This window comes from Actinosynnema sp. NPDC050436, assembly GCF_040655415.1.
In the GTDB taxonomy this organism is placed as follows: domain Bacteria; phylum Actinomycetota; class Actinomycetes; order Mycobacteriales; family Pseudonocardiaceae; genus Actinosynnema.
Map to the genome: position 1 here is coordinate 314,857 of NZ_JBFAJV010000008.1, position 23,267 is coordinate 338,123.

Genomic DNA, 23,267 nt, shown 5'->3' on the forward strand with positions numbered 1-23,267 from the left:
CCCGCACCGGGCAGCGCGGCGGCCGTCGGGAGCAGCGCCGGTGGGCGCGGCCGGTCGGGCGCGACTTCCGCACATCGGCGGTTCCCGTTGCGCTGCACACGTTCCCGGGGACCGGCCGAATGGTGGGGTGATCGAACGTCACCGTAACGGCCGGTGTCCCCCGGCCGATTCCCGCCGTGTACCCGGGGCCCCCGCCCCGGAGGGGGAGAGGCGAGACCATGTCATTACCGGGCAGTGCCCGTCACAGATCCCGCGCGGTGTGGACGAGGGTGCTGGCACTCGTCGTCTTCGCCGCCGCCGTCGTCGCGCCACCCGTCGTGTTCGCTCCCGTCGCGGTGGCCGCCCCGTGCGACCCGCCCGTGGTCAACAAGGTCCTCTGTGAAAACTTGAAGGAAGGCGCGCTGGACTGGCAGGTCCCGTCCCGCGACGACTCCATCCTCGGTTTCACCACGGACATCAGCGCCACCCCGGGCGAGCAGGTGCAGTTCAAGATGCTCACGAACGCACCGGCCTACACCCTCGACATCTTCCGCCTCGGCTACTACGGCAACCGGGGCGCCCGGTACGTCGACACCGTGCGGCGGACCACCTCGCAGACCCAGCCGCCGTGCCTGCGCGACGGGCCGACCGCGCTGAACGACTGCGGCAACTGGGCGGTGTCGGTCACCTGGACCGTGCCGGCCGACGCGGTGTCGGGCATCTACTACGCCCGCGTGACCCGCGACGACAACGGCCTCCAGAACGAGATCGTGTTCATCGTCCGCGACGACACCAGCCGCTCGAAGGTCCTGTTCCAGACCTCGGACTCGACGTGGGCGGCCTACAACCGCTACGGCGGCAACTCGCTGTACTTCGGTGACGGCCCCGGTCAGGGCGGCCAGGCGTACAAGGTGAGCTACAACCGCCCGTACACCGGTGGCGACGGCGACGAGAACTTCATCTTCAACGCCGAGTTCCCGATGCTGAAGTTCCTGGAGCGCAACGGCTACGACCTGAGCTACACCACCGACGTCGACACCGCGCGCCGGGGCCACCTGATCAAGAACCACCAGGTGTTCATGGCGGTCGGGCACGACGAGTACTGGTCGAACGAGCAGCGCGCCAACGTCGAGGCGGCGCGCGAGGCGGGGGTGCACCTGGCGTTCCTGACCGGCAACGAGATCTTCTGGAAGACCCGCTGGGAGAAGAGCATCGACGGCTCCGAGACCGACTGGCGGACGCTGGCGTCGTTCAAGGAGACCAAGGGCACCCAGAGCGACGGCCTGAGCGACTGGACCGGCACCTGGCGCGACCCCCGCTACCCCGACCAGGACGGCGGTCGCCCGGAGAACGCGTTGCTGGGCAACATCTTCTCGGTCAACGGCCGGCGCGACGACGCGCTCACCGTCCCGGCCGCGCACGGCAAGATGCGGCTGTGGCGGCACACCGACCTCAAGGACCTGGCCGCCGGCACCAGCCACGTCTTCCAACCGGGCACGCTGGGCTACGAGTGGAACAAGGTGCCGGACAACGGCGAGCAGCCGGCCGGCGTCGCGCAGCTCTCGCGCACCACCGTGGACATGCACGACGGCCCGTTCATCCTCCAGAACCACGGCGACCTGTACGCGCCCGGCACCGAGACCCACGCGATCACCTACTACAAGCACCCGTCCGGTTCGCTGGTGTTCGGCGCGGGCACGGTGCAGTGGGCGTGGGGCCTGGACGACGAGCACGCGTTCCTGACCAACACGCCGACCTCCGACATCCGGATGCAGCAGGCGACGGTCAACGTCCTGGCCGACATGGGCGTCCAGGCCGGCTCGCTGATGCCCGGCCTCACCCAGGACAACGGGATCACCGACACCACGGCGCCGGTCGTCACCTACACCGACGTGCCGACGCTGTCGACCGTGGGCGGGCAGTACACGTTCAAGGGCTCGGTCACCGACGCGCACGGCCAGGTCGCGGGCGTCGAGGTGTCCACCGACGGCGGCGTGCGCTGGCACCCGGCCGCGTGGCAGGCCGGCCAGACCACGTGGCAGTACACCTACACACCCTCGGTGTCCGGCCCGGCGCAGCTTCGGGTGCGCGCGGTGGACGACTCGGTGAACCTGTCCGCGCCGGTGCCCGCGTCGCCGGGGGTCGGGGCGCGCACGTGCCCGTGCGGCATCTTCGCCGACCACGAGTCCCCGAAGACGCCGGACAACGTGGACGGCTCGGCGCTGGAGCTGGGCGTGAAGTGGCGGGCCTCCACCGACGGCTACGTGCGCGGCGTCCGCTTCTACAAGGGCCCCAACAACACCGGCACGCACACCGGCACCCTGTGGGGTCCCGACCAGCGGCAGCTCGCCACCGGCACGTTCGTCAACGAGACCGCGTCGGGCTGGCAGACCCTGCTGTTCCCGATACCGGTCGCGGTGAGCGGCGGCACCACCTACGTGGTGTCGTACCTGTCCCCCACCGGGCACTTCTCGGCCGATACCGAGTACTTCAGCCGCACCTCGAAGTACCTCGAACCGCTGACCGGCCTGCAGAGCGGTGTCGCCGGCCGCAACGGCGTCTTCCGCGCCGGCGCGGGCTACCCCGACCGGGAGTCCTCGGACGACAGCAACTACTGGGTCGACGTGCTGTGGGCACCCGACCCCGGCCCCGACACGCGGGCCCCCGAGCTGACCGGCACCACGCCGCAGGCCAACGCGGCGAGCGTGGCGCTGTCCCCGACGCTGACCGCGACCTACGACGAGGCGGTCAACCCCGGCAGCCTCCAGTTCACCCTCACCGGGCCCGGCGGGGCCGCCGTCGCCGGCACGTCGTCGGTGACGCCCAACGGCCTGACCGCGCAGTTCAAGGCGAACGACCCGCTGACCCCGGGCACCGGCTACACCGCGTCGGTGCGGGTGCGCGACGCGGCGGGCAACCAGACGGCCGCGCACACCTGGTCGTTCACCACGGGCGCGCTGCGCCCGGCTTCCTGCCCGTGCACGGTGTGGGACGACTTCGTCGACCCGTCGGTGCTCAGCGCGCCGGAGAGCACACCGGTCGAGCTGGGCGCGAAGATCCGGTTCGACGGCAAGGGCGAGGTGCTGGGCGTCCGGTTCTACAAGGGACCGGGCAACGGCGGCACGCACACCGGGTCGCTGTGGTCGTCCGACGGCCTGCTGCTGGCGACCGGGACGTTCACCGGCGAGACCGCGAGCGGCTGGCAGACGCTCACCTTCACCGCTCCGGTGGTCGTGCAGGCGAACACCACCTACGTCGTGTCGTACTTCGCGCCGCAGGGCCACTACTCGGCGACACCGGGGCACCTGAGCGAGAGCCGGTCGTACAACGCGCTGCGCGCACTGGCCAGCGGAGTCGACGGGCCCAACGGCCTGTACCGGTACAACAGCACCGGCTTCCCGACGTCGAGCCACAACGCGACGAACTACTGGGTCGACGCGATCTACCGCAGCAGCCTCAACGGCGACACCACGCCGCCGACGCTGGACACCCGGACGCCCTCGGAGAACGCGACGGGCGTGCCCCTCGGGTCCGTGCTGTCGCTCGGGTTCTCCGAGGCGATGGACCCGGCGTCCACGCAGATCTGGCTGGAGGACCCGGGTCGCGCCCGGCTCGACGGCACGGTCGCGCTGTCCGGCGACCAGAAGACCGTGACGTGGACGCCCACCGGGGCGTTGAAGCCGAACACGACGTACAAGGCGTTCGTGCTCGTCGCGGACGTCAACGGCAACGCGATGGCGAGCACGGTCGCCTGGACGTTCACCACGACGCCCACGCCGTCGTGCCCGTGCTCGCTGTTCAGCACGGCGACCGTGCCGGACGTGACGGCGGCCCAGGACACCGGCCTGTACGAGCTGGGCGTCCGGTTCACGCCGACGCGCAGCGGCCGGATCACCGGCGTCAAGTTCTACAAGGGCTTGGAGAACACCGGCACGCACACGGGCACGCTGTGGACCCGCAACGGCGCGCTGCTGGCCACCGGGACGTTCACCGGGGAGACCGCGAGCGGGTGGCAGACGCTCACCTTCGCCCAGCCGGTGGTGGTGGCGCCGGGCCTGACCTACGTCGCGTCGTACACCGCGCCCACCGGCCGGTACGCGATCAACTCCGGGTACTTCCAGACGACGGACGTGGACTCGCCGCCGTTGAAGGCGTCGCAGACCGGTTTCGACAACCCGAACGGCGTGTTCATGGTCGGCGGTGGCTTCCCGAACCTGAGCCACCAGGGCAACAACTACTGGGTCGACGTCGACTACGTGCCCAGCAGCGACACCTCGCCGCCCGCGCACACCGGCCACACGCCGCTCAGCGACGCGGTGGCGGTGGGACCGACCAGCCAGGTGACGGCGTCGTTCGACGAGCCGATCGACCTGAACAACACCACGTTCGCGGTCACCGACCCGGGCGGCGCGACCATCCAGGGCTCCCTGGAGCGGTCGGCCGACCAGCAGACGGCGGTGTGGAAGCCGGCCGCGCCGCTCGCGGCGTCCACCAAGTACTCGGTGACGGTGGTGGCGGCCGACGCCGGCGGCAACGTGATGGTGACCCCGGTGTCGTGGTCGTTCACCACGGTCGAGTCCGCCGGGTGCCCGTGCTCGCTGTTCAGCGAGGCGACCCTGCCGACGATCCCGGCCGTGTCGGAGACCGCGGCCTACGAGCTGGGCGTGCGGTTCACGCCGTCGGTCAACGGGTTCGTCACGGGCGTGAAGTTCTACAAGGGCACCGGCAACTCCGGGCAGCACACGGGCTCGGTGTGGGCGCTCGACGGGACGTTGCTCAAGACCGGCACGTTCGGCACGGGCACGGACAAGGGGTGGCAGACCCTGACGTTCGACACGCCGCTGGCGGTCACGGCGGGGACGCAGTACATCGCGTCCTACCTCGCGCCCAACGGGCACTACGCGGTCAACGAGGGCTACTTCGCGGGTCGTTCCGTGACGTCGCCGCCGCTGACCTCGCCCGCGACGGTCGAGGGCTCCCTCAACGGCCTGTACCGGGTCGGGGCGGGCTTCCCGAACGCCGGTTACCAGGGCAACCACTACTGGGTCGACGTGGTCTTCACGACGAGCTAGCCCACCGGTCGGCGGGAGGCTCCCCCCGCTTCCTGCCGACCGGACTCCTGCGGGCCCCGCGCCACCTACCGGCGCGGGGCCCGCCACGTTCTCTCCCCGGTGCGACGTCTGTCCCGGACACGGCCCGACGCGTTCGCGGCGCTGCGGACCCGTAAGTCGGTGGCCTGCCCGCAAGCCCGTCGCTAGCCTCCGTCGGGTGATCTGCGAGGACCCCAGGGCGTACCTGCTCGGGCTTGAGGGCATCGCCCTGATGCGCGCGTTCACCGGGGAGTTCGACCGCGACTTCGTGGAGGCCCGGATCGCGGAGGTCCGCAGGGTGCTCGCCGACGAGGCGTTGGCGGGCGCGGCCGTGGAGGTCGACCGGGTCGACACGGTCACGGGCTACCGCCTGTGGTCCGCGACGTACGACCGGCCCAACTCGGCGTTCGACCTCGACGAGCCCGTGGTCCGGGAGATCGTGGGCGCGCTGCCGGTGGGTGTCGCCCTCGACGCCGCGTGCGGCACCGGTCGGCACGCGGAGTTGCTGGCCGGGCGCGGCCACCGGGTGATCGGGGTGGACAGCTCGCCCGACATGCTCGCCCGGGCGCGCGAGCGGGTGCCGCAGGGCGGGTTCCTGCTCGGTGACCTGCACCGGCTCCCGGTGGCCGACGCCTCGGTCGACCTGATCGTGTGCGCCTTGGCCCTGACCCACGTCCCGGCGCTGGGACCGGTGCTGACGGAGTTCGCCCGGGTCCTGCGGCCGGGCGGGCACCTGGTGACCGCCGACGTGCACCCCGACCGGGTGGCGCAGGGCGGGGTGCCGCCCGTGCGCGGCGACGACGGCCGACCCGGGCGGTTGAGCGCCCACCGCCACCTGGTCGGCGACTACCTGCGCGCGGCCCTGCCGGTGGGGCTGCACGTGCGCCGCTGCGAGGAACCTCCCCTGCCGGCCGTCGGACGTCCGGACGCCGAGAACGCGGCGCAGCCGTGGGAGGCGGGCCCGTGGGAGCTGTGGCCGTGGGCCCTGGCCCGCCTGGTGCCCGACGCGGCACGCGCCGCCGCAGCGGGGCCGGCGCTGCTCGTGTGGCACTTCCGGAAGGGCGGGTCGTGACACCGGGAGACCCGTGGCACGCCCGCCCCTGAGCCGGGACTACCGGACGCCGTCGAGCAGCACGGGCCGGCCCGCGACGAGCCGGACGTGCAGGGCCTCGCCGTCCACCGCGCCGGAGGCGTCGAGCACCTCGGGCACGAGCAGGTCGGCCGCCGGGACGCCGCTGTTCTCGACGTGCGCCGCGCCGAGGTCGGACTCCTTCAGGTAGTCGGGGAGGAACAGGCTGCCCGCCAGCGTGCCGCCCACGAAGTCGGGCGCGCACTCGTCCACCCACCGCTGCACGACCGCGCGCAGGTCGCCGCCGAACGACAGGTACTTGTCGGTGTACCGGCCGAACACGACCTCGGCGGTGGTGTTGCCGGCGACCACGATCTTCGGGTCGCACGTCGTGTGCAGGCCGACCACCTTGAGGTCGCCGAGCACCACCAACGCCGCCGCACCGTCGTCGACGTCGTAGAGCGATCCCGTCACGGTCAGGTCGCCGTCCACCACGTACCCGATGTCCCACTCCGCGTGCTCCGCGTCCCACGGGTGCTCTTCCCCGCTGTTGAGCGGGAAGTTGCCCGTCACGGTGGCGTTGCCGGAGTGCAGGACGTACTCGCCCTCGTACAGGTTCTCCCAGACGGATTCGGGCAGACCCCGCTCCGCGAACAGCCCGGTAGCCTCGTCCCACGTCGCACAGCGCATGATCACCGCCGCAACGTACACCGGAACCCGTTGCCGGGACCGGAAATCCTCCACTCCGGACGCACGCCGCCCCGCCCGGTGGTCGCGGCGGGGCGGCGCGTGCGGTGCTACAGGTCCGCGAGGCGCGGCACGAGCGGGGCGGCGACCTGCTCGACCCACCGGGCCGGGGCGTCGCCCGGCGGCACCACGATCACGGTGTCGATGCCGAGCGCGGCGTAGTCGGCGACGTCGCGCAGGAACTCGTCGGTCGTGCCGGCCTCCGGCGAGGGCCGGTAGGTCAACGTCTTGTCGATCGCGGCGAAGTCGCGCCCGAGCGCGTCGCAGTGCCCGCGCAGCACGTCGAGCTTGTGCCGCACCTGGTCCTTGTCGCCGGCGAACAGGTTGCACGCGTCGGCGTACTGGGCGACCATCCGCAGCGTCTTCTTCTCGCCACCGCCGCCGATCAGGATCGGCGGCCGGCGGATCGGCTGGGGCGAGCACAGCGTCTCGGCGAGCCGGTAGTGCTTGCCCTCGAAGGGCCCGTCGTCGGCCGGGTCCCACATCTGCCGGCAGATCCGCAGCGCCTCCTCCAGCCTCTCGAACCGCTCCGCCACCGGCGGGTACGGGACGCCGAGCCCGAGGTGCTCGCGCTCGTACCAGGCGGCCCCGATGCCCAGTTCGGCGCGGCCACCGGACAGCACGTCGACCGTGGCCACGATCTTGGCGAGCAGGCCGGGGTGCCGGTAGGTGACGCCCGTGACGAGCAGGCCGAGCTGCACGTCGGTGGTGTGGGCGGCGAGGAAGCCGAGGGTGGTGTAGCCCTCCAGCATGGGGTCGGTCGCCGGTTTGAACCCCTCCATCTGGAAGAAGTGGTCCATCACGGACAGCCGGGCGGCCCCGGCGGCGTCCGCCGCCCTGGCGACCGCCGCCAGCTCGGGCGCGATGCCGGCCGGGCCGGACGGGACGGTGAACTCGATGACGTGGATTCCCAGGCGCACCCCCGCAGCCTAGGAGCTGGAGCGCACTCCAGCACAAGGGCGCGATCCGACCCGCCCGCGCGACCGGCAGGGCGGTCAGTCCGCCGGGCCGCGCATGGTCAGCACGACCCGCAGCACGTGCTCGACGGCGGCCGGGAACAGCGCGCCGCGCAGCTCACCCCGGGCGGCCAGGGTGCGGGAGGCGAACTCCACCGCGCGGTCCGGCCCCATCCGCCGGACCACGATCGCGGCCACCTCGTCCAGGTCGACGTCGGGGTGGTCGAGGCGGGCGAGGGCGAACTCGACCAGCAGCTCCTCGTCGGTCACGGCTCCCCCTCCCGGCCGAGGTCGAGCCTATCCGCCCCGGGCGGTCAGCGGGTGCCCTGGCAGGCGCTGATCAGGGCGTCGCCGTCGGTGGCGATCTTGTCGAGGGCGGCCAGGAACTCGTCGCCGCCGCCGGTGAGGCCGTGGCCGAGGGCAGCGGTGAGGTCGGTCGCCAGGGTCTCCACGGCCGCGCGCACCTCGGGGTTGGTCGCCGCCCGGCCGGCCGCCGCGATCCCGGTCGCCAGGTGCTGCAGCCCGGCCACGCCGGACGTCCAGTCGCCGCTGCGGGGCAGCTCCTGGAACGCGGTGATGCTCGCGATGGCCTCCGCGCAGCCCTCGGCCAACGTCTGCGCCGGGGCTTCGGTCGTGGTCGGCGGGGCGGTCGTCGTGGTCGCGGCCTCCCCCGGTTCGCCGAGGAGCCCGGTCGCGGTGTCCCACGCCTCGCGCGGACCGGTGACGAGGACCAGGACGGCCGCCGCGACGATCACCAGTCCTGCGACCAGCGCGCCGCGACCGCCCCGGCGGGGCGGCCGGTACCCGGTCCGGACGCCGGGCGGGCGGGACCCGGGGGTGCGCGTCGCCGAGACGCCCGGCCGGGCGTCGCCCGCGGGCACCTCGGCACCGTGGTCGACCTGCGTGCCGAAGACGCGGGTGTCGAGCGCTCGGGTGTCGAGTACACGGGTGGTCGACGGCGAGGTGGACCGGTACGTGGACGGCTCGTAGGCGTCCAGGGACGCGGCGACCGCCGGCGGCAGCCACCGGCCCGGGGGCAGCGGCCCGCCGGCGAGCGCCACGACCTCGGCCGGTGACGGCCGCTCGGCGGGCTCCTTGGCCAGGCAGCGCAGGGCGAGGGCCGCGACCTCCTCCGGGCAGCCGTCCAGGTCCGGGGGTTCGGACAGGATCCGGAAGAACATCGCCTCCCGGTTGCCCTCGCCGAACGCGGGCCGGCCGGTGGCCGCGAAGACCGCCAGGTTCCCCAGCGCGAACACGTCCACGGCGGGCGTCACCGGCCGTCCCCGCACCTGCTCCGGCGCCATGAACGCGGGCGTGCCCACGGTGATCCCGGTCCGGGTGAGCGACGTCGCGGCGGCGGCGTGGGCGATGCCGAAGTCGATGACGCGCGGGCCGTCCCCGGCCAGCAGCACGTTGGCCGGGGTCAGGTCGCGGTGCACGACGCCGCACGCGTGCACCGCCGCCAGCCCCTCGGCGACCCCGGCGACCAGCCGCAGCACGGCCGCCGCCGGGAACGGCCCGTGCTCGCCCACGGCGCGGCGCAGCGACGGGCCGGGCACGTGCGCGGTGGCCAGCCACGGGAGCGCGGCGTCCGGGTCGGCGTCCACCACGGGCGCGGTGCGGGCGCCCCGGACCCGCCGGGCCGCCGCGACCTCGCGCGCGAAGCGCCGCCGGAACTCCTCGTCCTCGGCGTGCTCGGACCGGATCACCTTGACCGCGAGCGCCTGCCCGCCGGCGCTGAACCCGAGGTAGACCCGGCCCATCCCGCCGACGCCGAGCCGGGCGCGCAGGACATGGCCCCCGACCTCGCGCGGGTCGTCGGGGGTGAGCGGGGCGAATCCGCCGGTCATCGCGCTCCCCGTGTCCACCGGGCGTGAACGGTCCTGGTACCTGCGGAGTGTACGGCGCGGCACCCCCGTTCCGGGTTTCCCCGACCGAAGCCGGTGTCCGGGCGGGGAGTCCGGAAGGATCAGGGTCGGGAGACCCCTGCGCAGGCGCGGCCCCGCGTTCCGTTCGCCTACCGCACGTACGGCTCGTCGGGAACGGAGAGCGGGATCTTCTTCGGGGACGCGGCGAACTGCTCGTCGTACAGGGCCTGCAACCGGCCGCCGCGCAGGTCGTCCAGCACGCGGTTGACCAAGCGGACCAGGTCTTCCTCGTCGCCGCTCACCGCGACCGCCGTCTTGACCGAGTTCGGGTGCCGGTAGTCCAGCAGGACCGAGCCCGGGGTCTGGTACAGGTAGCCGAGCAGGATCACCGCGTCCGAGTAGACCGCGTCGACCACGCCGCGCTGCAACAGCATCAGGCAGTCGCTGGTGTCCGACACCGTCACCACCGTCAGGGCCCGGTCGGGTCCACGCCGGCGCTGCTCGTCCCGGATGGCGATCAGCTCGTCGCCGTTCGTGGTCTTGGCGCCCGAGCACACCTTGCGGCCCGCCAGGTCGTCCGGCCCAGCCACGTCCGGCAGGCCCGCGCGGACCAGCAGGGCGCTGCTGGTGGCCCGGTAGGCCCGGCTGTACCTCAGGCCGTACTCCTGCTCGCGCCCGCACGTGACGCTGACGCTGGCGATCACCAGGTCCACTTCGGGGACCTCCAGCGACCGCTTGGCCGCATTGACCCCCGTCCGCAGCGCGAGCAGGCGGCGACCGGTGGGCAGGCTGACCAGGGTGACGGGCGCGTCGCCCCGGGGCAGGCCCAGCGCGGCGGCGATCGCGCGGGCGACCTCGACCTCGAACCCGGACAGCTCGCCGGTCGCCAAGTCGCGCTTGCTGAGGAACTGGGCGGTCTGGCTGACGCCGACGGTGAGGCCCTTCTCCCGGATCTTCCGCACGGTGGGCCCGTCCGGCAGGCCGTCGGGCCCGAGCGGTCCCCCGGCCGGGTCGAGGGTGCCGCCCGGCGCCTTCGTGCAGGGCGGGCTGGGCTCCGGCGCCTCGGTGTACCCCTCCGGCAGGTCGGGGGCGAGGGTCGACGTGGCGGCGCGGCCGTCCGTGGCGGGGGGCGCGGTGCAGCCGGCGAGGCAGGCCAGCACGGCGACGAGCGCGAGGTACCTGGTCACGTGTAGTACTCCCTGATCCGGACGCCGAGGCCGAACACGCCCGACACCACGGCGGCGGCCATGAGCAGCAGGACGAGCACGTCCCACCCGGCCAGCGCGGACTTGGCCGCGCGGGTGGCGTCGGCGGCGGCCCCGGCGTGCTGGTCGACCAGCGCGCTCAGCCGGGCGTCCAGCAGCTCCCCGTGGGTCTGCGCCCGGCCCGCCGGCGGGTCGGTGATCGTCTTCACCACCACCGTGAAGGCGAGTGGCTTGGCGCCGTTGGCCTGGGCCAGCAGCGCCGCGTCGTGGTCGACCCACGACTGGAGGGCGGCCGACGCCTCCGCGTCACCGCCGGCGGCCTGGATCGCCTCGCCGATCCGGCCGAAGGTCCGGCCGAGCGCGGCGACGTCGCCCTCCTTCGGGAAGATCATGATCCGGGCCTCGGCCTCGTCCGCCTCGCGGCCGAGGTTGCGCGCCTCGGCGAAGCCCTGCACGACCGCGATCTCCCGCCCGGCCTCGTCGCCCCGGCTCGCGGCGACCACCGTGACGACCACCCCGCCCAGCAGCGCCGCCGCGGTGAGGGCCGTGGCCAGGGCGAGGCCGGGGTTCACCCGCCGGCGGGTGCGCCGCCGCACGAACCGCTGCGCCACGACCAGCACGGCCAGCAGCGCCGCCCCGGCGACGACCACCGCCCAGGGCGGTGCCCCGGCGTCCCGCTGGGCGAGCACCAGCGCGTCGACCTGGTCGGCGTGCAGCTCCTTGGCCCGGCGCAGGATCTTCTCCCGCACCAGGAAGGACGCGTTGGACAGGTAGGAGGTGCCGACCGGGTGCCCGGCGCGGCTCTCCACCCAGCCGACCTCGACCAGCGCCTCGTACCGGGGCAGCAGGTCGAACAGGTCGCGGATCAGCCCGGCGGCGCGGTCCTCGGTGTCGGCGTTGCGCGCCGACGCGACCCGCAGGGCCTCCGTCGCGGCGCGGATGTTCGCGCGGAACCCGTCGCGCAGCGGCACCGCGCGTTCGGGGTCGACCAGCACGGCGTTGAGCGAGGCGGCGTCCGCGTCGGCCATGGCCCGGTACACGTCCAGCGCCCGGGTGGTCAGCTCGGTGCGCCGGTCCGCCGCCTCGGCCACCCGGTCCTGGCGGAAACCGAAGGTCACCCACCCGACGAGCCCGGTGAGCAGCCCCAGCACCACGACCAGGGCGGCGAACGTGGACAGCCGGTGCTCGGTCCTCCTGGACGACACGCGCAGCTTCGACAACCTGTCCGGCACCCGCACCTCCGAGTACTCGCCCGATCACCCATTGTGGCCCGGAGAGGCCCTCCGCCACGGCGAAAGCGGAAACCTCGCCGCGACGAGGGCGTCTGCCGATGTGCATCGCCGCCCGAGGACTGGTGTTACGTTGCGCGACGGGAACAGCACCTTGCGCACTTGCCGGGCGGGCCGGGTCCTCCGGGCGTCGGCTTCGGCTCCCCGTAGAACGAGCACGTCGGCGACGAACGCCCGGCCGGCCGCACTGGAACGATTTCGCGCACCCTCCGGACAACCCGCGTCCGACGTTCGGCGCGATTCCCGCCGAATTCACTCCACCGTTCCTACCAATTACCCCGTTCGGCCGGGGCGGACCGCCGGGAAGCGGTTCTTGACCGCCGTCGAGATCATTTGAGAACGTCGCACCGACCGCGCGCCGCTATCGCCCCACCACCGGGGAGGGGTGACCGGATGGCAGTGGACATGTCGTTCCTCATCGCCGACGACGACTTCTACGAGCCGTGGGACAGCGCCGATCCCGGCCCCCGCTACCGGGCCGGACCGCTGCCGGCGGGCTGGGCCTGCCACGACGCCGGCGCGTGGACGCACTGGGGGCCCGAGGGGTGCGCGCTGCCCGAACAGGGCTGGAAAGTGCACGTCTCCAGTTCCCTGGACAATGCACGCCCGGTGCTGGCGGTCGTTTCGGCGGTGTGCGCGGAATCGGGCGTGCCGTTCAAGCACCTGGCCGGCCGCCGGACGTTCCTGCTGGCGCACGAAAAGCACGCGGCCCGGGTGCAGAGCGGCAAGTTCTGCACCCTCTACCCGCCCGGCGCGGAGTGCGCGGAGCGGGTGCTGCGCCGGTTGGAGTCGGCGCTGGCCGGGATCAGCGGCCCGTTCGTGCTCACCGACCGCCGCTTCGGCGCGAGCACGTGCGTCTCCTACCGCTACGGGGCGTTCGCCGGCCGGACCAGGGTCGACGCCGAGGGCGGCACCGTGCCCACCATGACCGGCCCGGACGGCCGCGAGGTCGACGACGACCGCCGCCCGGAGTTCCGGCTGCCGCCCGGCGTCGCGGACCCGTTCCGCGCACCGGCCGCCGAGCCCGCGCGGGGACCGGTCACGCTGCACGGCTACACCTTCGAGTCGGTCGTGCAGCACAGCAACGCGGGCGGCGCGTACCGGTTCCGCTCCGCCGAAGGCGAGCCGGTGTTCGTCAAGGAGGCCAAGGCGCACAACGGCTACACGGTCGACGGCACCGACGCCAAGACCCGGCTCGACGCCGAGTACCTCGTCCTGCGCGCCGTCCACGCCCGCGAGCCCGGCCTGTGCCCGCGCCCCGTCGAGCTGTTCCACCACTGGGAGCACAGCTACCTGGTCACCGAGGTGGTGCCGGGCGTCTCGCTGTACCGGTGGATGGTCACCCACCACCCGGCGATCCGGGTCGGGGCGGGCCCGGCGGAGCACGCCGAGTACCACCGGCGCGGCCTGGCGCTGCTCGACCAGCTGGCCGAGCAGCTCGACCGCCTGCACGCGAGCGGTCACGTCTTCGTCGACCTGAGCCCGACCAACGTCCTGGTGGACGACGACGACCGGGTCCGGCTGGTCGACTTCGAGGCGGTGCAACGCGTCGAGGACGTCCGGCGGATCATGGGCACCCCCGGCTACCAGCACCCCGACCCGCTCGCGGTGGCCGAGCGCGACCCCGTGGCGCTGGACCGGTACGGGCTGGCCGCGCTGGCGCTCATGCTGGTGTTCCCGCTGCACGAGACCGCCGAGCGGCACCCCGGCGCGCTGGACCACCTGCACGCGGACCTGTCCGAGACCGCCCCGGTGGAGCCCCGCCTGTGGGACCGGGCCACCCGGGGCCACCCGCGCCCCGGGCCGCCCGCCGACCACCCGCCCCCGCCCGGTGTGGTCCCCACGCCGCAGGAGGTCCGCGCCGCGCCGATCGCCGCCCTGCGCCTGCTGGCCGAGCGGACCGCCGACGCGCTGGAGGCGATGGCCGACCCGGACCACCCCGACCGCGTCTTCCCCACCACCCCGCTGGGCTACCGGACCGACACCCGCGCGGTGGCCGCCGGTACCGCCGGCGTGCTGCACGCCCTGCACCGCGCCGGACGCGCGTGCGACCCGGAGGTGGTCCGGAGGCTGCGCGACGAGGCCCTGGCGAACGCCGGCACGAGCGCCCCCGGCCTGCTGCACGGCACCGCCGGGATCGCGTGCGTGCTCGCGGATCTCGGCGAGGGCGACGCGGCCGGAACCCTGCTCACCGCAGCGGCGGCGCACCCGCTCAACGACACGGCGGCGGCGCTGGGCGGCGGCGCGGCCGGGACCGCGTTCGGGCTGCTGTCCGCGTACCGGCGCACGGGAGAGCAGCGCCACCTGGACCTGGCGTGCGGGCTGCTCGACCGCGTCCCGGACGGCGACGAGCTGACCGCGCGGCTGAGCCCGGTGAACCGGTCGGGCCTGGCCGGCGGGCGGACCGGGGTGGCGCTGGCGCTGTACCGGCTGCACCGCGCGACGGGTGACGCCCGGCCGTTCGCGCGCGGCGTGCGGATGCTGCGCGAGGAACTCGCCTTCGCCGAGCCGCTACCGGTGGACGGGCTGGGCTTCCGGGTCGCGCTGCGGGACGGCCGGGTCTACCCCTACCTGTACGCGGGCAGCGCGGGCTACGCGGCCGTGCTCGCCCGCTACCTCGCGCACCGGCCGGACACCGACTTCGGGTTCGACGCCGACGACGTGCTGCGGCGGTGCCTGCGCGCCTGCCAGGTGCGGTTCACGGTGCTCCCGGGGCTGTTCCCGGGCCTGGCGGGACTGGCCTGCGCCCTGGCCGACGTCGGCCGGCGACTGGACCGCCCGGAGCTGGTGGACGCGGCGCTCACCTCCGCGCGCGGCCTGTTCCGGCACGCGATCCCGCACGGTCGCGGCGTGGCCTGGTTGGGCGAGCCCGGCCACCGCCTGTCCGCCGACCTGTGGTCCGGCTCCGCCGGCATCCTGCTCGCCCTGCGCCGGCTGCTCGACGCCGCGCCGGGAGAGGTCCCACCACCACGGGAAAGGAGTGGCCGACATGGAGGAAGCCCTGCAACTGCAAGCTGAGGTGGCGCAGGAGGACGAGTTCTGCACCGTGCTCACGACCAGCAGCAAGGGCAGCATCTGCTGGTAGCGCCCCGCCTGCCGGGCCCCGCGCCCGGCAGGCCCTCCCCGCACGGGGCACCGCGCGCCGGGGCCGGACGACGGGCAGTCCTCAGCCGCGCACGTCGAGCGTGATCTTCCCGCCGCTGTGGCCGGTGGCGCTGTCGTCCTGCGCGCGGGCGGCCTCGGCCAGCGGGTACGAGCGCGCGTGGCGCACCACCAGCCGCCCGGTGACCGTCAGCTCGGCCAGCTCGGCGAGCACGCCCGCGTTCTGGTCGCCGGGTTCGCCGCCGGAGAACGTGATGCCCAGCTCGAACGCGGCCGGGTCGGCGAGGGTGACGATCCGGTCCACGCCACCGCGCAGCTCGACCGAGTCGGGCAACGCGCCCTTGCCGGCGGCGTCGAGCACGGCGTCCACCCGGGGGCTGACCGCGCGCACCCGGTCGACCAGGCCGTCGCCGTAGCGGACCGGGGTGCCGCCGTACGAGCGGATGGTGTCGGCACTGCGGTCGGCCCCGGTCCCGATGACGGTCGCGCCGCGCGCGACGGCGAGCTGGGTGGCCGACCCGCCCACCGCGCCGGCCGCGCCGTGGACGAGCAGCACGTCCCCCTCGGCGACGTCGAGCAGCCGCAGGCCGCGCAGCGCGGCCTCGCCCGCCGAGGGCAGCGCGGCGGCGTCGTGCCAGGTCAGCGCGGGCGGTTTGGCGGCGACGACGGAGGCCAGCGCGAACTCGGCGTAGGAACCGGTCAGCGCCCAGCCGAACACCTCGTCGCCGACCGCGAACCCCGCGCCCGCGCCGACCGCGTCCACCACGCCCGCCAGCTCCAGACCGGGCCGGTGCGGCAGCGACAGCTCCACGACGCCGACCATCGCGCCGCTGCGCAGCTTCCAGTCGAACGGGTTCACGCCGGCCACGCGCACGGCGACCCGCACCTGGCCGGGACCGGGGTCGGGCAGGTCGACGTCCAGCGGGCGCAGGACGTCGGAACCGCCGTACTCGGCGAACTCGATGGCGCGCATGGGGGTCCTCTCGGCTGGTCGGGCGGTCGACGGCCATCCTCGCGCGGCACCGCCGGCGGCGCGGGGCGAGGGGTCCCGCCGGCGCGTGGCGTTCACAGCGGGGTGAACGGCCGGTGAATGTTCTCGACCGGGCCGCGCCCCCGTGACCGGCGCGGTCCGCAGGGGCAGTTGCCGCTCGTTCGCGCCGCCGCCGGCCGCCGGTGAACGATCACAGCACGGCCCGCGAGGAAACCCGGGGCAGTTGTCCGGGGGTGGAACTCCGCGCACGGTAGTGGCCAGTCGGCCGTCCCGCCCCGGCCGGCGAACCGCACCCGTCTTCTTCCCCTGCGAGGAGAACACCCGTGGACCGCAAAACCACCCGACGCGGGCTGCCCTGCCTGCTCGCCGTCGCCGCCGCGTTCAGCGCGTCGGTCGCGCTCCCGTCCCCGGCGACGGCCGCGCCCGCCGACCAGGGCACGCCGCACGGCCTGATCAAGACCGAGGACCACACCCAGGTCCGCGAGATCGCCCCGGTGGTCACCCCGAAGGGCGGCTTCACCGCGCAGGCGGCGAAGCGGCTCAACTACACCCAGCAGGTCCAGCAGCAGAACCAGTGGTGCTGGGCGGCGACCGGGGCGAGCATCGAGCAGACCCTCGGCGTGACGGTCAGCCAGACGGCGTTCTGCGCCGCCGGCAAGGGCTCGTCGCCCGGCTACTGCCCGAACCAGCCGGCGCAGATCCCGGAGATCGTGCGCGGCTTCCGGGGCACCGGCTTCAGCGCCCAGGACGCGCGCGGCCCGATCAGCTTCGCCTCGATCACCCAGCAGATCGACGCCGGCATCCCGAACCTGACCGGTATCTACTGGACCTCCGGCGGCGGCCACGCCGAGGTCATCTACGGCTACGACTCGGCGAACCAGTCGATCCTGGTCGGCGACCCGTGGCCGACCTACCAGCGCTACCAGACGTGGTCGTACAACCAGTACCGGAGCAACGCCAAGTTCCGCTGGAACGACACCATCGTCAACATCGCCAAGGCGCGGTAAGGGGTCGAGGTCGTGATCTGCCGGAAGTGGTCCTCCCCCGCCCTCGCCACGGCACTGCTCGCCACGGCACTGCTCGCCACGGCACCGGTCGGCACCGCGTCGGCCGACACGAGGCCGGTGGGCGTGGCGTCGAGCAGCGCGGGGCCGGCGGCCTTCGGCGCGGCACCGGGCCGCGAGGCTGCCACCGGCGCGGGACCGGCGGGCCCGGCGGCCTCCGGTGCGGCGGCGGGCCAGGCGGCGACGGGTGGCGCGGTGCGCGTGGGCCTGGCGGCCCACACCGCGTCGGGGCGCGGGGCGGTGCCCGGCGCGGTGTCGGTGCGCGGGGCGGTTCCTCCACCCTCTCCGGAGGACTTCGCCGCCGCGCTCGACGCCGCGCGGGCACCGTCCGCGATCAGCTTCGCCAAGACCAACTTCCGGCAGGTCCACGGCACCGAGCCGGCCACCGTGACGGTCGCCGACCACGGGGTCGCGGCGTACGTGCTGAACCCCGACTTCGTCCGGGGCGTCCCGGACGCGCCGGCCGGGGTGCTCCAGTACATCGCGGTCACCGCGACGGCGGACGACGGGAAGCGCGCGACCCTGCGCGCCGACCCGCAGGGTGCCGGCGGCTGGACCGTGGGCAGCGTATTCTCCGGCGACGACGAGGAGACGCTGGGCCGGCGGCTGCCGGACGGCTCGGTGCTGCTCAACGAACCGCAGATCAACGGCTGGTACGAGCTGACGCCGACCGGCGTGGTGCTGCTCCAGGCGAGCCTGCCGCAGACGCCGGTCGGCGCGTTCGTCCCGATCGCCGACTACCAGGCGCAGGTCCGGGCCCGCTACGGCGACAAGCTGCCCGGCTCGGACTACGAGAAGGACCAGGGGATCGGGTTCCCCCAGCAGGACGCCGCCCCGCCGGCGGCACCCGCGCCGCCCGGGTCGGCGTGGCCCGGGTGGGCGATCGCCGGCGCGGCGGCCCTGGTGGTGCTCGCGTTCGCGCTGGTCGTGCGGCGGCGCTACTCCCAGAGGAAGTCGACGCCGGCCAGCGAGGAGTCCAGCCCCTCGAAGTAGGCGCACGCGAAGCCGTTGGGCGCGCACAGCAGCGCTTCGCTGACGGAGGGTGGAAGCCCCTCGTGCGCCCGCTCCACCCTGGTGCAGCGGACCGGCAGCATCGACGGGTCGAAGTACAGCCGGATCAGGTAGCTCTGCATCCGGCCCCGGACCACCCGGTAGAACGTCGGCGCGCGGACCGGTGTGCTGAACGCCAGGAAGAAGCTGAAGATGTGCACGTCGCCCTCGGTGAGCCTGCGGTCGAACAGGACCTCGAACACCATGCCCGCCGAGGACGGCCGCTTGCGCACCCGGCCGATCCGGCAGCCGTCGCCGGCCAGCACCCGGGCGGTGTCGATGTCGGCGTCGGGCTCGCTCTGGTGGGTGACCACGAAGCCGTCCGGGCCGGACCGGCGGGCGCGGACCGCCATGGTCGAGGAGATCTCGGCGATCTCCCCGGCGGCGGTCAGCCGGACGTCGTCGAACACCGTGGCGATGTCGAGGTCGGTGTTGCACGGGCTGCCGGACACGCCGTCGAACTCGGCCAGCAGCGCCCCGGTGCCCGCCCAGCTCTCGGTCAGGTCGGGGATCGACGGCACGCGCTGGTCGACCTCCGGCCCGCGCTGGTGCGGCCCGATCAGCACGACGAGGCTGTCCTCGGGGAGTTGGAGCACCCGCTCCAGCGCCCGCACGGTGTCCAGCGCGCGCGGCACGGTGGGGTGCCGCAGCCCGCGCTGCCAGTAGCTCAGCGTGGACTGGGCGATGGTGACGTCGTGGGATCTGAGGTGGGCCCGCAGCCGGGACAGCGACAGCCCGCGCCGGCGGATGGCCGTCGCCAGTGCGCGGTCGAACGGCCCGTAGCGCAGCGCCTGGGCGAGCTCGCCCGGCGGCACGGGGGCCGACTGGTCTCCTGCGAGCACGTGGACCTCATGACTCATGTGCGTTACCTCGCACTGCCGGTTCGTCGCGGTCTGGATACCCGGCCTTACGCACTGTAAGTAGGCGCGCAGTGGTGGACCACCTACCAAAGTCGGGTGCGACCGGGTGGGGTGTTGACGGCAACGCTGTGCGCGGCTTCGAATTCCGAGTCCACCTCGGCGGTAGTTGCACTGCTGCACAACGGTTTGTCCGATATGACGGGTAATCGCACGTGGTCGCCGGCCCGTTCGGACATCCACAGTGGACTCCCCCGTCGCCGGCCGCGCGTTCCTTCAGGTTTAACAGGTTGAGACCGGCATTCCCGCCGTGCGACCGGCCGTGCCCGGAGCCGGTCGCCGCCGGCGCACCCGGTCCCACCGCCGATCGGGGGAACCGGGAGCCGGGTTCGCACGTCGACTCGGAACGGAGCCACCGGCGGACGCGAGGGAGTCATGGGAGAGTCGTTCGGCCACTACCTGATCGGCGAGCTGCTGGGGCGCGGCGGCATGGGCGAGGTGCACCGCGCCCACGACACCGCGCACGACCGGGTGGTGGCGTTGAAGCGGCTGTCCCCTGCGCTGGACGACGAGGAGTACCGCGCCCGGTTCCGCCGGGAAGCCCGGATCGTGGCGCGGCTGCGCGAACCGCACGTCATCCCGATCCACGCGTACGGCGAGATCGACGGGCGGCTCTACCTGGACATGCGGCTGGTCGAGGGGCAGGACCTCGGCGAATTGGCGGCGGCCGGGCCGCTGTCGCCGGAACGCGCGGTGCGGATCGTCGCGCAGGTGGCGGGCGCGCTCGACGCGGCGCACGCGGACGGGGTCGTGCACCGGGACGTGAAGCCGTCGAACGTGCTGGTCACGCCGGACGACTTCGCGTACCTGGTCGACTTCGGCATCGCCCGCGACCTGCTGCCGCGCGGGGCCGACGCGACGGCGTCCGGGGTGCTCGTGGGCACGCTGGACTACATGGCGCCCGAGCGCTTCGGGAGCGGGGCCGTGGACGGCCGGGCCGACGTGTACGCGCTGGCCTGCGTGCTCTACGCGTGCGTGACCGGGCAGCGGCCGTTCGCGGCGGACGGGGTGGCGGCCCAGATCTGGGCGCACCTGCACCAGGTGCCGCCCTCCGCCGCGCTGCTCAACCCGGCGGTCCCGGCCGCCGTGGACGAGGTGATCCGGCGGGGCATGGCGAAGAACCCGGCCGACCGCCACCAGACGGCCGGGGCCTTCGCCGCCGCCGCCACAGCGGCCCTCACCGCCGCCGCCGCCCCACCCGCCAGCCCGGCAAGCCCCTCCACCACCGCTTCCCCGCCTGCGCCCCCAGCGGGCCCCTCAGCCGCTTCCCCGCCTGCGACCCCGGTGGGCCCCTTCGCTGCCGCCACCCCGCCCGGCCCGGCGGTCCGGCAGTCCACCACGCCATCTCCACCGCAGGGGCTGTCCGGCCCGACCGGCACCCGCCTCGGCCCGGCGAGCCTCCCCGGCCGCCCGCACTTCCCACCACCGCCGCACCGCCACCCACCCGGCCCGTTCCCGCCGCCGAACCAGCCCAGGCCGACCGCCGCCCGGCGCAGACGCGCACCGCTGATCGTGGCCGGCGTGGCGATCGTGCTGGTCGCGGGCCTGGTGGTGTGGTCGTCGCAGTACTGGTCGACCGGGGGTCAGGCTGCCGCGAGCACCAGCACCACGGCGTCCACCAGCACGGCGACGACCACCAGCGGCCGGACCACGACCACCACCACGTCGACCACCACGACGCAGCCCGATCCGAACGAGGTGGCGCTGCGGCAGCGCCTGCCGGGCGTCTACCGGGACAACCGGTCCTGCAAGTCCGAACCGGACCGGGGCGCGGGTGCCAGTGCGAGCGTCGTGTGCACCGAGGCCAACTCCGCGCACCCGCTGTTCGCGCCGCCCCAGCGCGCGGTGTTCCACCTGTTCCCCGACCGGGCCGCGCAGGACGCGTTCTTCCTGGCCATCGTCCAGGCGAACGGCATCCCGCGCGACGACGACTGGGGCGGCTGCCGGCCCAAGACCCAGCCGGCGCACTACGCGCTGTACTACCGGGACACCAGCGGGCCGCTGCCCGGCGAGTTCACCACGTGCTTCGTCAAGGACGGCGTGGGCCAGGTGTGGTGGGTGGACACCCGGACGTCGACCGTCGGCGGCCTGCTGTCCACCTCCGCGACCGGTCCGGACGAACTGGACAAACTCGGCTACTGGTGGAACAGCATGATCTTGGTCGCCATGAACTGACCGGAATCGCTCCCGGCGGCTTAAGCTGCGGGTCCCCGCAGTCACCCCCACCCCAGGAAGGCCGGCGCATGACCTCCTTCGAGCCGCGCAGCGATGTGGACCTGAGCGTGCCGTCCGCGGCCCGCGCCTACGACTACTTCCTCGGCGGCGCGCACAACTTCGCGGTCGACCGCGCGTTCGCCGACCAGGTGCTCCGGATCGCGCCCTCCGTGCCCGCCGTGACCCTGCTCAACCGGGCCTTCCTGCGCCGGGTCGTCCAGTACTGCCTCGACCAGGGCATCCGCCAGTTCCTCGACCTCGGGTCGGGCATCCCGACCGTGGGCAACGTGCACGAGATCGCCCAGCAGGTCGACCCGGCCTCGCGCGTGGTGTACGTGGACTACGAGCCGGTGGCCTACGCGCACGCCAAGCAGCTCCTGTCGGGCAACCCGTTCGCGGCGATCATCCAGGCCGACATCCGGGAGCCGGACGCGATCCTGGAGCACCCGGAGACCAAGCGGCTGATCGACTTCTCCGAGCCGGTCGCCCTGCTGATGGTCGGCGTGCTGCTGTTCATCTCCGACGAGGACCGGCCCGGCGAGCTGGTCGACGCCTACCGGCGGCGGCTCGCGCCCGGCAGCCTGGTCGCCCTGTCGCACATCGCCAGCGAGCAGGCCCCGCCGGAGTTGCAGGCCGAGGTGGCGCGGCTGGTCGAAGCCTACGCGGCGGCCGACGAGTACGTGCACGTCCGCACGCACGAGGAGATCCTCGCCTGGTTCGACGGCATGACCCTGGTGGAGCCGGGCCTGGTGTGCCTGCCGGACTGGACCACCGACGGCCGCGTCGAGGACGCCGACAGCGTGGCCCGCCCCCTCGGCTACGGCGGCGTCGGCCGCGTGGGCTGACCGCTCGGCTACGGCGACGTCGGCCCGCGTGGGCCGACCGCCCCGGAGACGGGAGGACGCCCCCGGCGCGTGCCGGGGGCGCCCTCCGCTCGGTCGGTCACCGGTGCCGCACTCCCGCACCGGCAGGCGACCTACAGCCGCTGCCAGAGGGACGCCACGTTCGGCGGCTCCCAGCCGGACAGCGAGGTGTGGGACTGGATGCAGCGGTACGACGAGCCGCCGTAGGTCACCTGCGAGCCGGCCGGGTAGGTCACGCCGGTCGCCCACGGACCCGTCACGGGCGGGGTCGTGGTGGTCGTCGTGGTCGGCTGCGTGGTGGTGGTCGTGGTCGTCGTCGGGGTGGTCGTCGGGCCGGGGCCACCGGGGCCGACCTGGAGGTCGACGCAGTTGTAGAACGCCATCGCCGTGTCCGCGATGTTCCAGATCGCCAGCAGCTTGATGCGGCCGGTGCGGCCACCCAGGCTGACGGCGTGTTGGACCGTGCGGCCCGGCTGGCGGCCGTGGTCGTTGAACTCGGCGATCTTGCTGCCGCCGACCCAGTACTGCCACGTGGAGGTGGCGTGGTTGGCGGTGATCAGCCAGTTGAACGTGACGTTGTCGCCCACCGAGGCGGCGGGCCACGCCTTGCGGTCGTCGTTCAGGGGCGCCCAGCGGGCGTCGCCGCCGTGGCAGTTCTGCTGGCCCTTCGGGCCTTCCACGCTCGGCGGCTCGTAGATGATGTCGCCGCAGTTGGAGACCTTGCCCGCCGCGCAGTTCGCCTGCCGGCTGGGCGGGGAGGTGATGTACCCGTGGGCGTTGGCCGGGCCCGCCGACACCACGACGATGAACGGGGCGATGCCCACGCCGGCGAGGACCGCCGCGAGCTTCCGTTTCAGACTCAT

At 74.0% G+C, this 23,267-nt stretch carries 16 protein-coding genes; 7 read left to right on the forward strand and 9 right to left on the reverse strand.

Annotation, left to right across the window (positions count from 1 at the left end):
- The first annotated feature begins 269 nt into the window (after positions 1-269).
- Positions 270-5,051, forward strand: a complete 4,782-nt coding sequence (locus tag AB0I60_RS21370) for a DUF4082 domain-containing protein (protein ID WP_360732236.1) — start codon at positions 270-272, stop codon at positions 5,049-5,051.
- 196 nt (positions 5,052-5,247) lie between these two features.
- Positions 5,248-6,141, forward strand: a complete 894-nt coding sequence (locus AB0I60_RS21375; RefSeq protein WP_360732238.1) for a class I SAM-dependent methyltransferase — start codon at positions 5,248-5,250, stop codon at positions 6,139-6,141.
- Positions 6,142-6,180: 39 nt separating this feature from the next.
- On the opposite strand, the gene AB0I60_RS21380 is transcribed toward AB0I60_RS21375, so the two are convergent.
- The 6 genes from AB0I60_RS21380 to AB0I60_RS21405 form a co-directional block, all read right to left on the reverse strand.
- Positions 6,181-6,834, reverse strand: coding sequence for a hypothetical protein (locus AB0I60_RS21380; protein ID WP_360732240.1), 654 nt, complete (start codon positions 6,832-6,834; stop codon positions 6,181-6,183).
- Positions 6,835-6,935: 101 nt separating this feature from the next.
- Positions 6,936-7,805, reverse strand: a complete 870-nt coding sequence (locus AB0I60_RS21385) for an LLM class F420-dependent oxidoreductase (protein WP_360732241.1) — start codon at positions 7,803-7,805, stop codon at positions 6,936-6,938.
- Positions 7,806-7,880: 75 nt separating this feature from the next.
- Positions 7,881-8,111: a hypothetical protein gene (locus tag AB0I60_RS21390; RefSeq protein WP_360732243.1), complete on the reverse strand. Its 231-nt coding sequence runs from the start codon at positions 8,109-8,111 to the stop codon at positions 7,881-7,883.
- 44 nt (positions 8,112-8,155) lie between these two features.
- Positions 8,156-9,691 (reverse strand): serine/threonine-protein kinase, encoded by a 1,536-nt coding sequence (locus tag AB0I60_RS21395; protein ID WP_360732245.1) that lies wholly within the window; start codon positions 9,689-9,691, stop codon positions 8,156-8,158.
- 167 nt (positions 9,692-9,858) lie between these two features.
- Positions 9,859-10,896: a transporter substrate-binding domain-containing protein gene (locus AB0I60_RS21400; protein ID WP_360732247.1), complete on the reverse strand. Its 1,038-nt coding sequence runs from the start codon at positions 10,894-10,896 to the stop codon at positions 9,859-9,861.
- Entirely contained in the window at positions 10,893-12,146 is a 1,254-nt protein-coding gene (locus tag AB0I60_RS21405) for a hypothetical protein (protein WP_360732249.1), read from the reverse strand. Before AB0I60_RS21405 ends, AB0I60_RS21400 begins: the two co-directional genes overlap by 4 nt.
- A gap of 450 nt (positions 12,147-12,596) precedes the next feature.
- Here AB0I60_RS21405 and lanKC point away from each other — a divergent pair, with 450 nt between their 5' ends.
- A complete protein-coding gene (gene lanKC / locus AB0I60_RS21410; RefSeq protein ID WP_360732251.1) occupies positions 12,597-15,221 on the forward strand; it encodes a class III lanthionine synthetase LanKC in 2,625 nt (874 codons plus the stop codon).
- Between the two features lie 148 nt (positions 15,222-15,369).
- Here lanKC and AB0I60_RS21415 read toward each other — a convergent pair whose 3' ends face one another.
- Positions 15,370-16,278, reverse strand: a complete 909-nt coding sequence (locus AB0I60_RS21415; RefSeq protein WP_360732253.1) for an NADP-dependent oxidoreductase — start codon at positions 16,276-16,278, stop codon at positions 15,370-15,372.
- A 368-nt stretch (positions 16,279-16,646) separates the two neighbouring features.
- On the opposite strand from AB0I60_RS21415, the gene AB0I60_RS21420 reads away from it, so the two are divergent.
- A complete protein-coding gene (locus AB0I60_RS21420) occupies positions 16,647-17,303 on the forward strand; it encodes a papain-like cysteine protease family protein (RefSeq protein WP_360732329.1) in 657 nt (218 codons plus the stop codon).
- Positions 17,304-17,315: 12 nt separating this feature from the next.
- Positions 17,316-18,353, forward strand: coding sequence for a hypothetical protein (locus tag AB0I60_RS21425; protein ID WP_360732255.1), 1,038 nt, complete (start codon positions 17,316-17,318; stop codon positions 18,351-18,353).
- Here the strand turns inward: AB0I60_RS21425 and AB0I60_RS21430 are convergent.
- Positions 18,299-19,270, reverse strand: a complete 972-nt coding sequence (locus tag AB0I60_RS21430; protein ID WP_360732257.1) for an XRE family transcriptional regulator — start codon at positions 19,268-19,270, stop codon at positions 18,299-18,301. The genes AB0I60_RS21425 and AB0I60_RS21430 overlap by 55 nt on opposite strands.
- A 432-nt stretch (positions 19,271-19,702) precedes the next feature.
- Between AB0I60_RS21430 and AB0I60_RS21435 the strand changes: the two genes are divergently transcribed.
- The gene (locus tag AB0I60_RS21435; protein WP_360732258.1) at positions 19,703-21,502 is read left to right on the forward strand and encodes a serine/threonine-protein kinase; all 1,800 of its coding nucleotides are present in this window, start codon (positions 19,703-19,705) and stop codon (positions 21,500-21,502) included.
- A 68-nt stretch (positions 21,503-21,570) separates the two neighbouring features.
- Entirely contained in the window at positions 21,571-22,386 is an 816-nt protein-coding gene (locus AB0I60_RS21440) for an SAM-dependent methyltransferase (protein ID WP_360732260.1), read from the forward strand.
- 131 nt (positions 22,387-22,517) lie between these two features.
- On the opposite strand, the gene AB0I60_RS21445 is transcribed toward AB0I60_RS21440, so the two are convergent.
- Positions 22,518-23,267 carry a lytic polysaccharide monooxygenase gene (locus AB0I60_RS21445; protein WP_360732261.1) on the reverse strand — a complete coding sequence of 250 codons (750 nt, stop codon included), beginning with the start codon at positions 23,265-23,267 and terminating at the stop codon, positions 22,518-22,520.

Excerpts from the sequence above, each read along its gene's own strand:
- AB0I60_RS21395 (WP_360732245.1), bottom strand. The coding sequence starts at position 9,691 with ATGACCGGCGGATTCGCCCCGCTCACCCCCGACGACCCGCGCGAGGTC.
- lanKC (WP_360732251.1), top strand. The coding sequence starts at position 12,597 with ATGGCAGTGGACATGTCGTTCCTCATCGCCGACGACGACTTCTACGAG.
- AB0I60_RS21415 (WP_360732253.1), bottom strand. The coding sequence starts at position 16,278 with ATGCGCGCCATCGAGTTCGCCGAGTACGGCGGTTCCGACGTCCTGCGC.
- AB0I60_RS21430 (WP_360732257.1), bottom strand. The coding sequence starts at position 19,270 with ATGAGTCATGAGGTCCACGTGCTCGCAGGAGACCAGTCGGCCCCCGTG.
- AB0I60_RS21435 (WP_360732258.1), top strand. The coding sequence starts at position 19,703 with ATGGGAGAGTCGTTCGGCCACTACCTGATCGGCGAGCTGCTGGGGCGC.
- AB0I60_RS21440 (WP_360732260.1), top strand. The coding sequence starts at position 21,571 with ATGACCTCCTTCGAGCCGCGCAGCGATGTGGACCTGAGCGTGCCGTCC.
- AB0I60_RS21445 (WP_360732261.1), bottom strand. The coding sequence starts at position 23,267 with ATGAGTCTGAAACGGAAGCTCGCGGCGGTCCTCGCCGGCGTGGGCATC.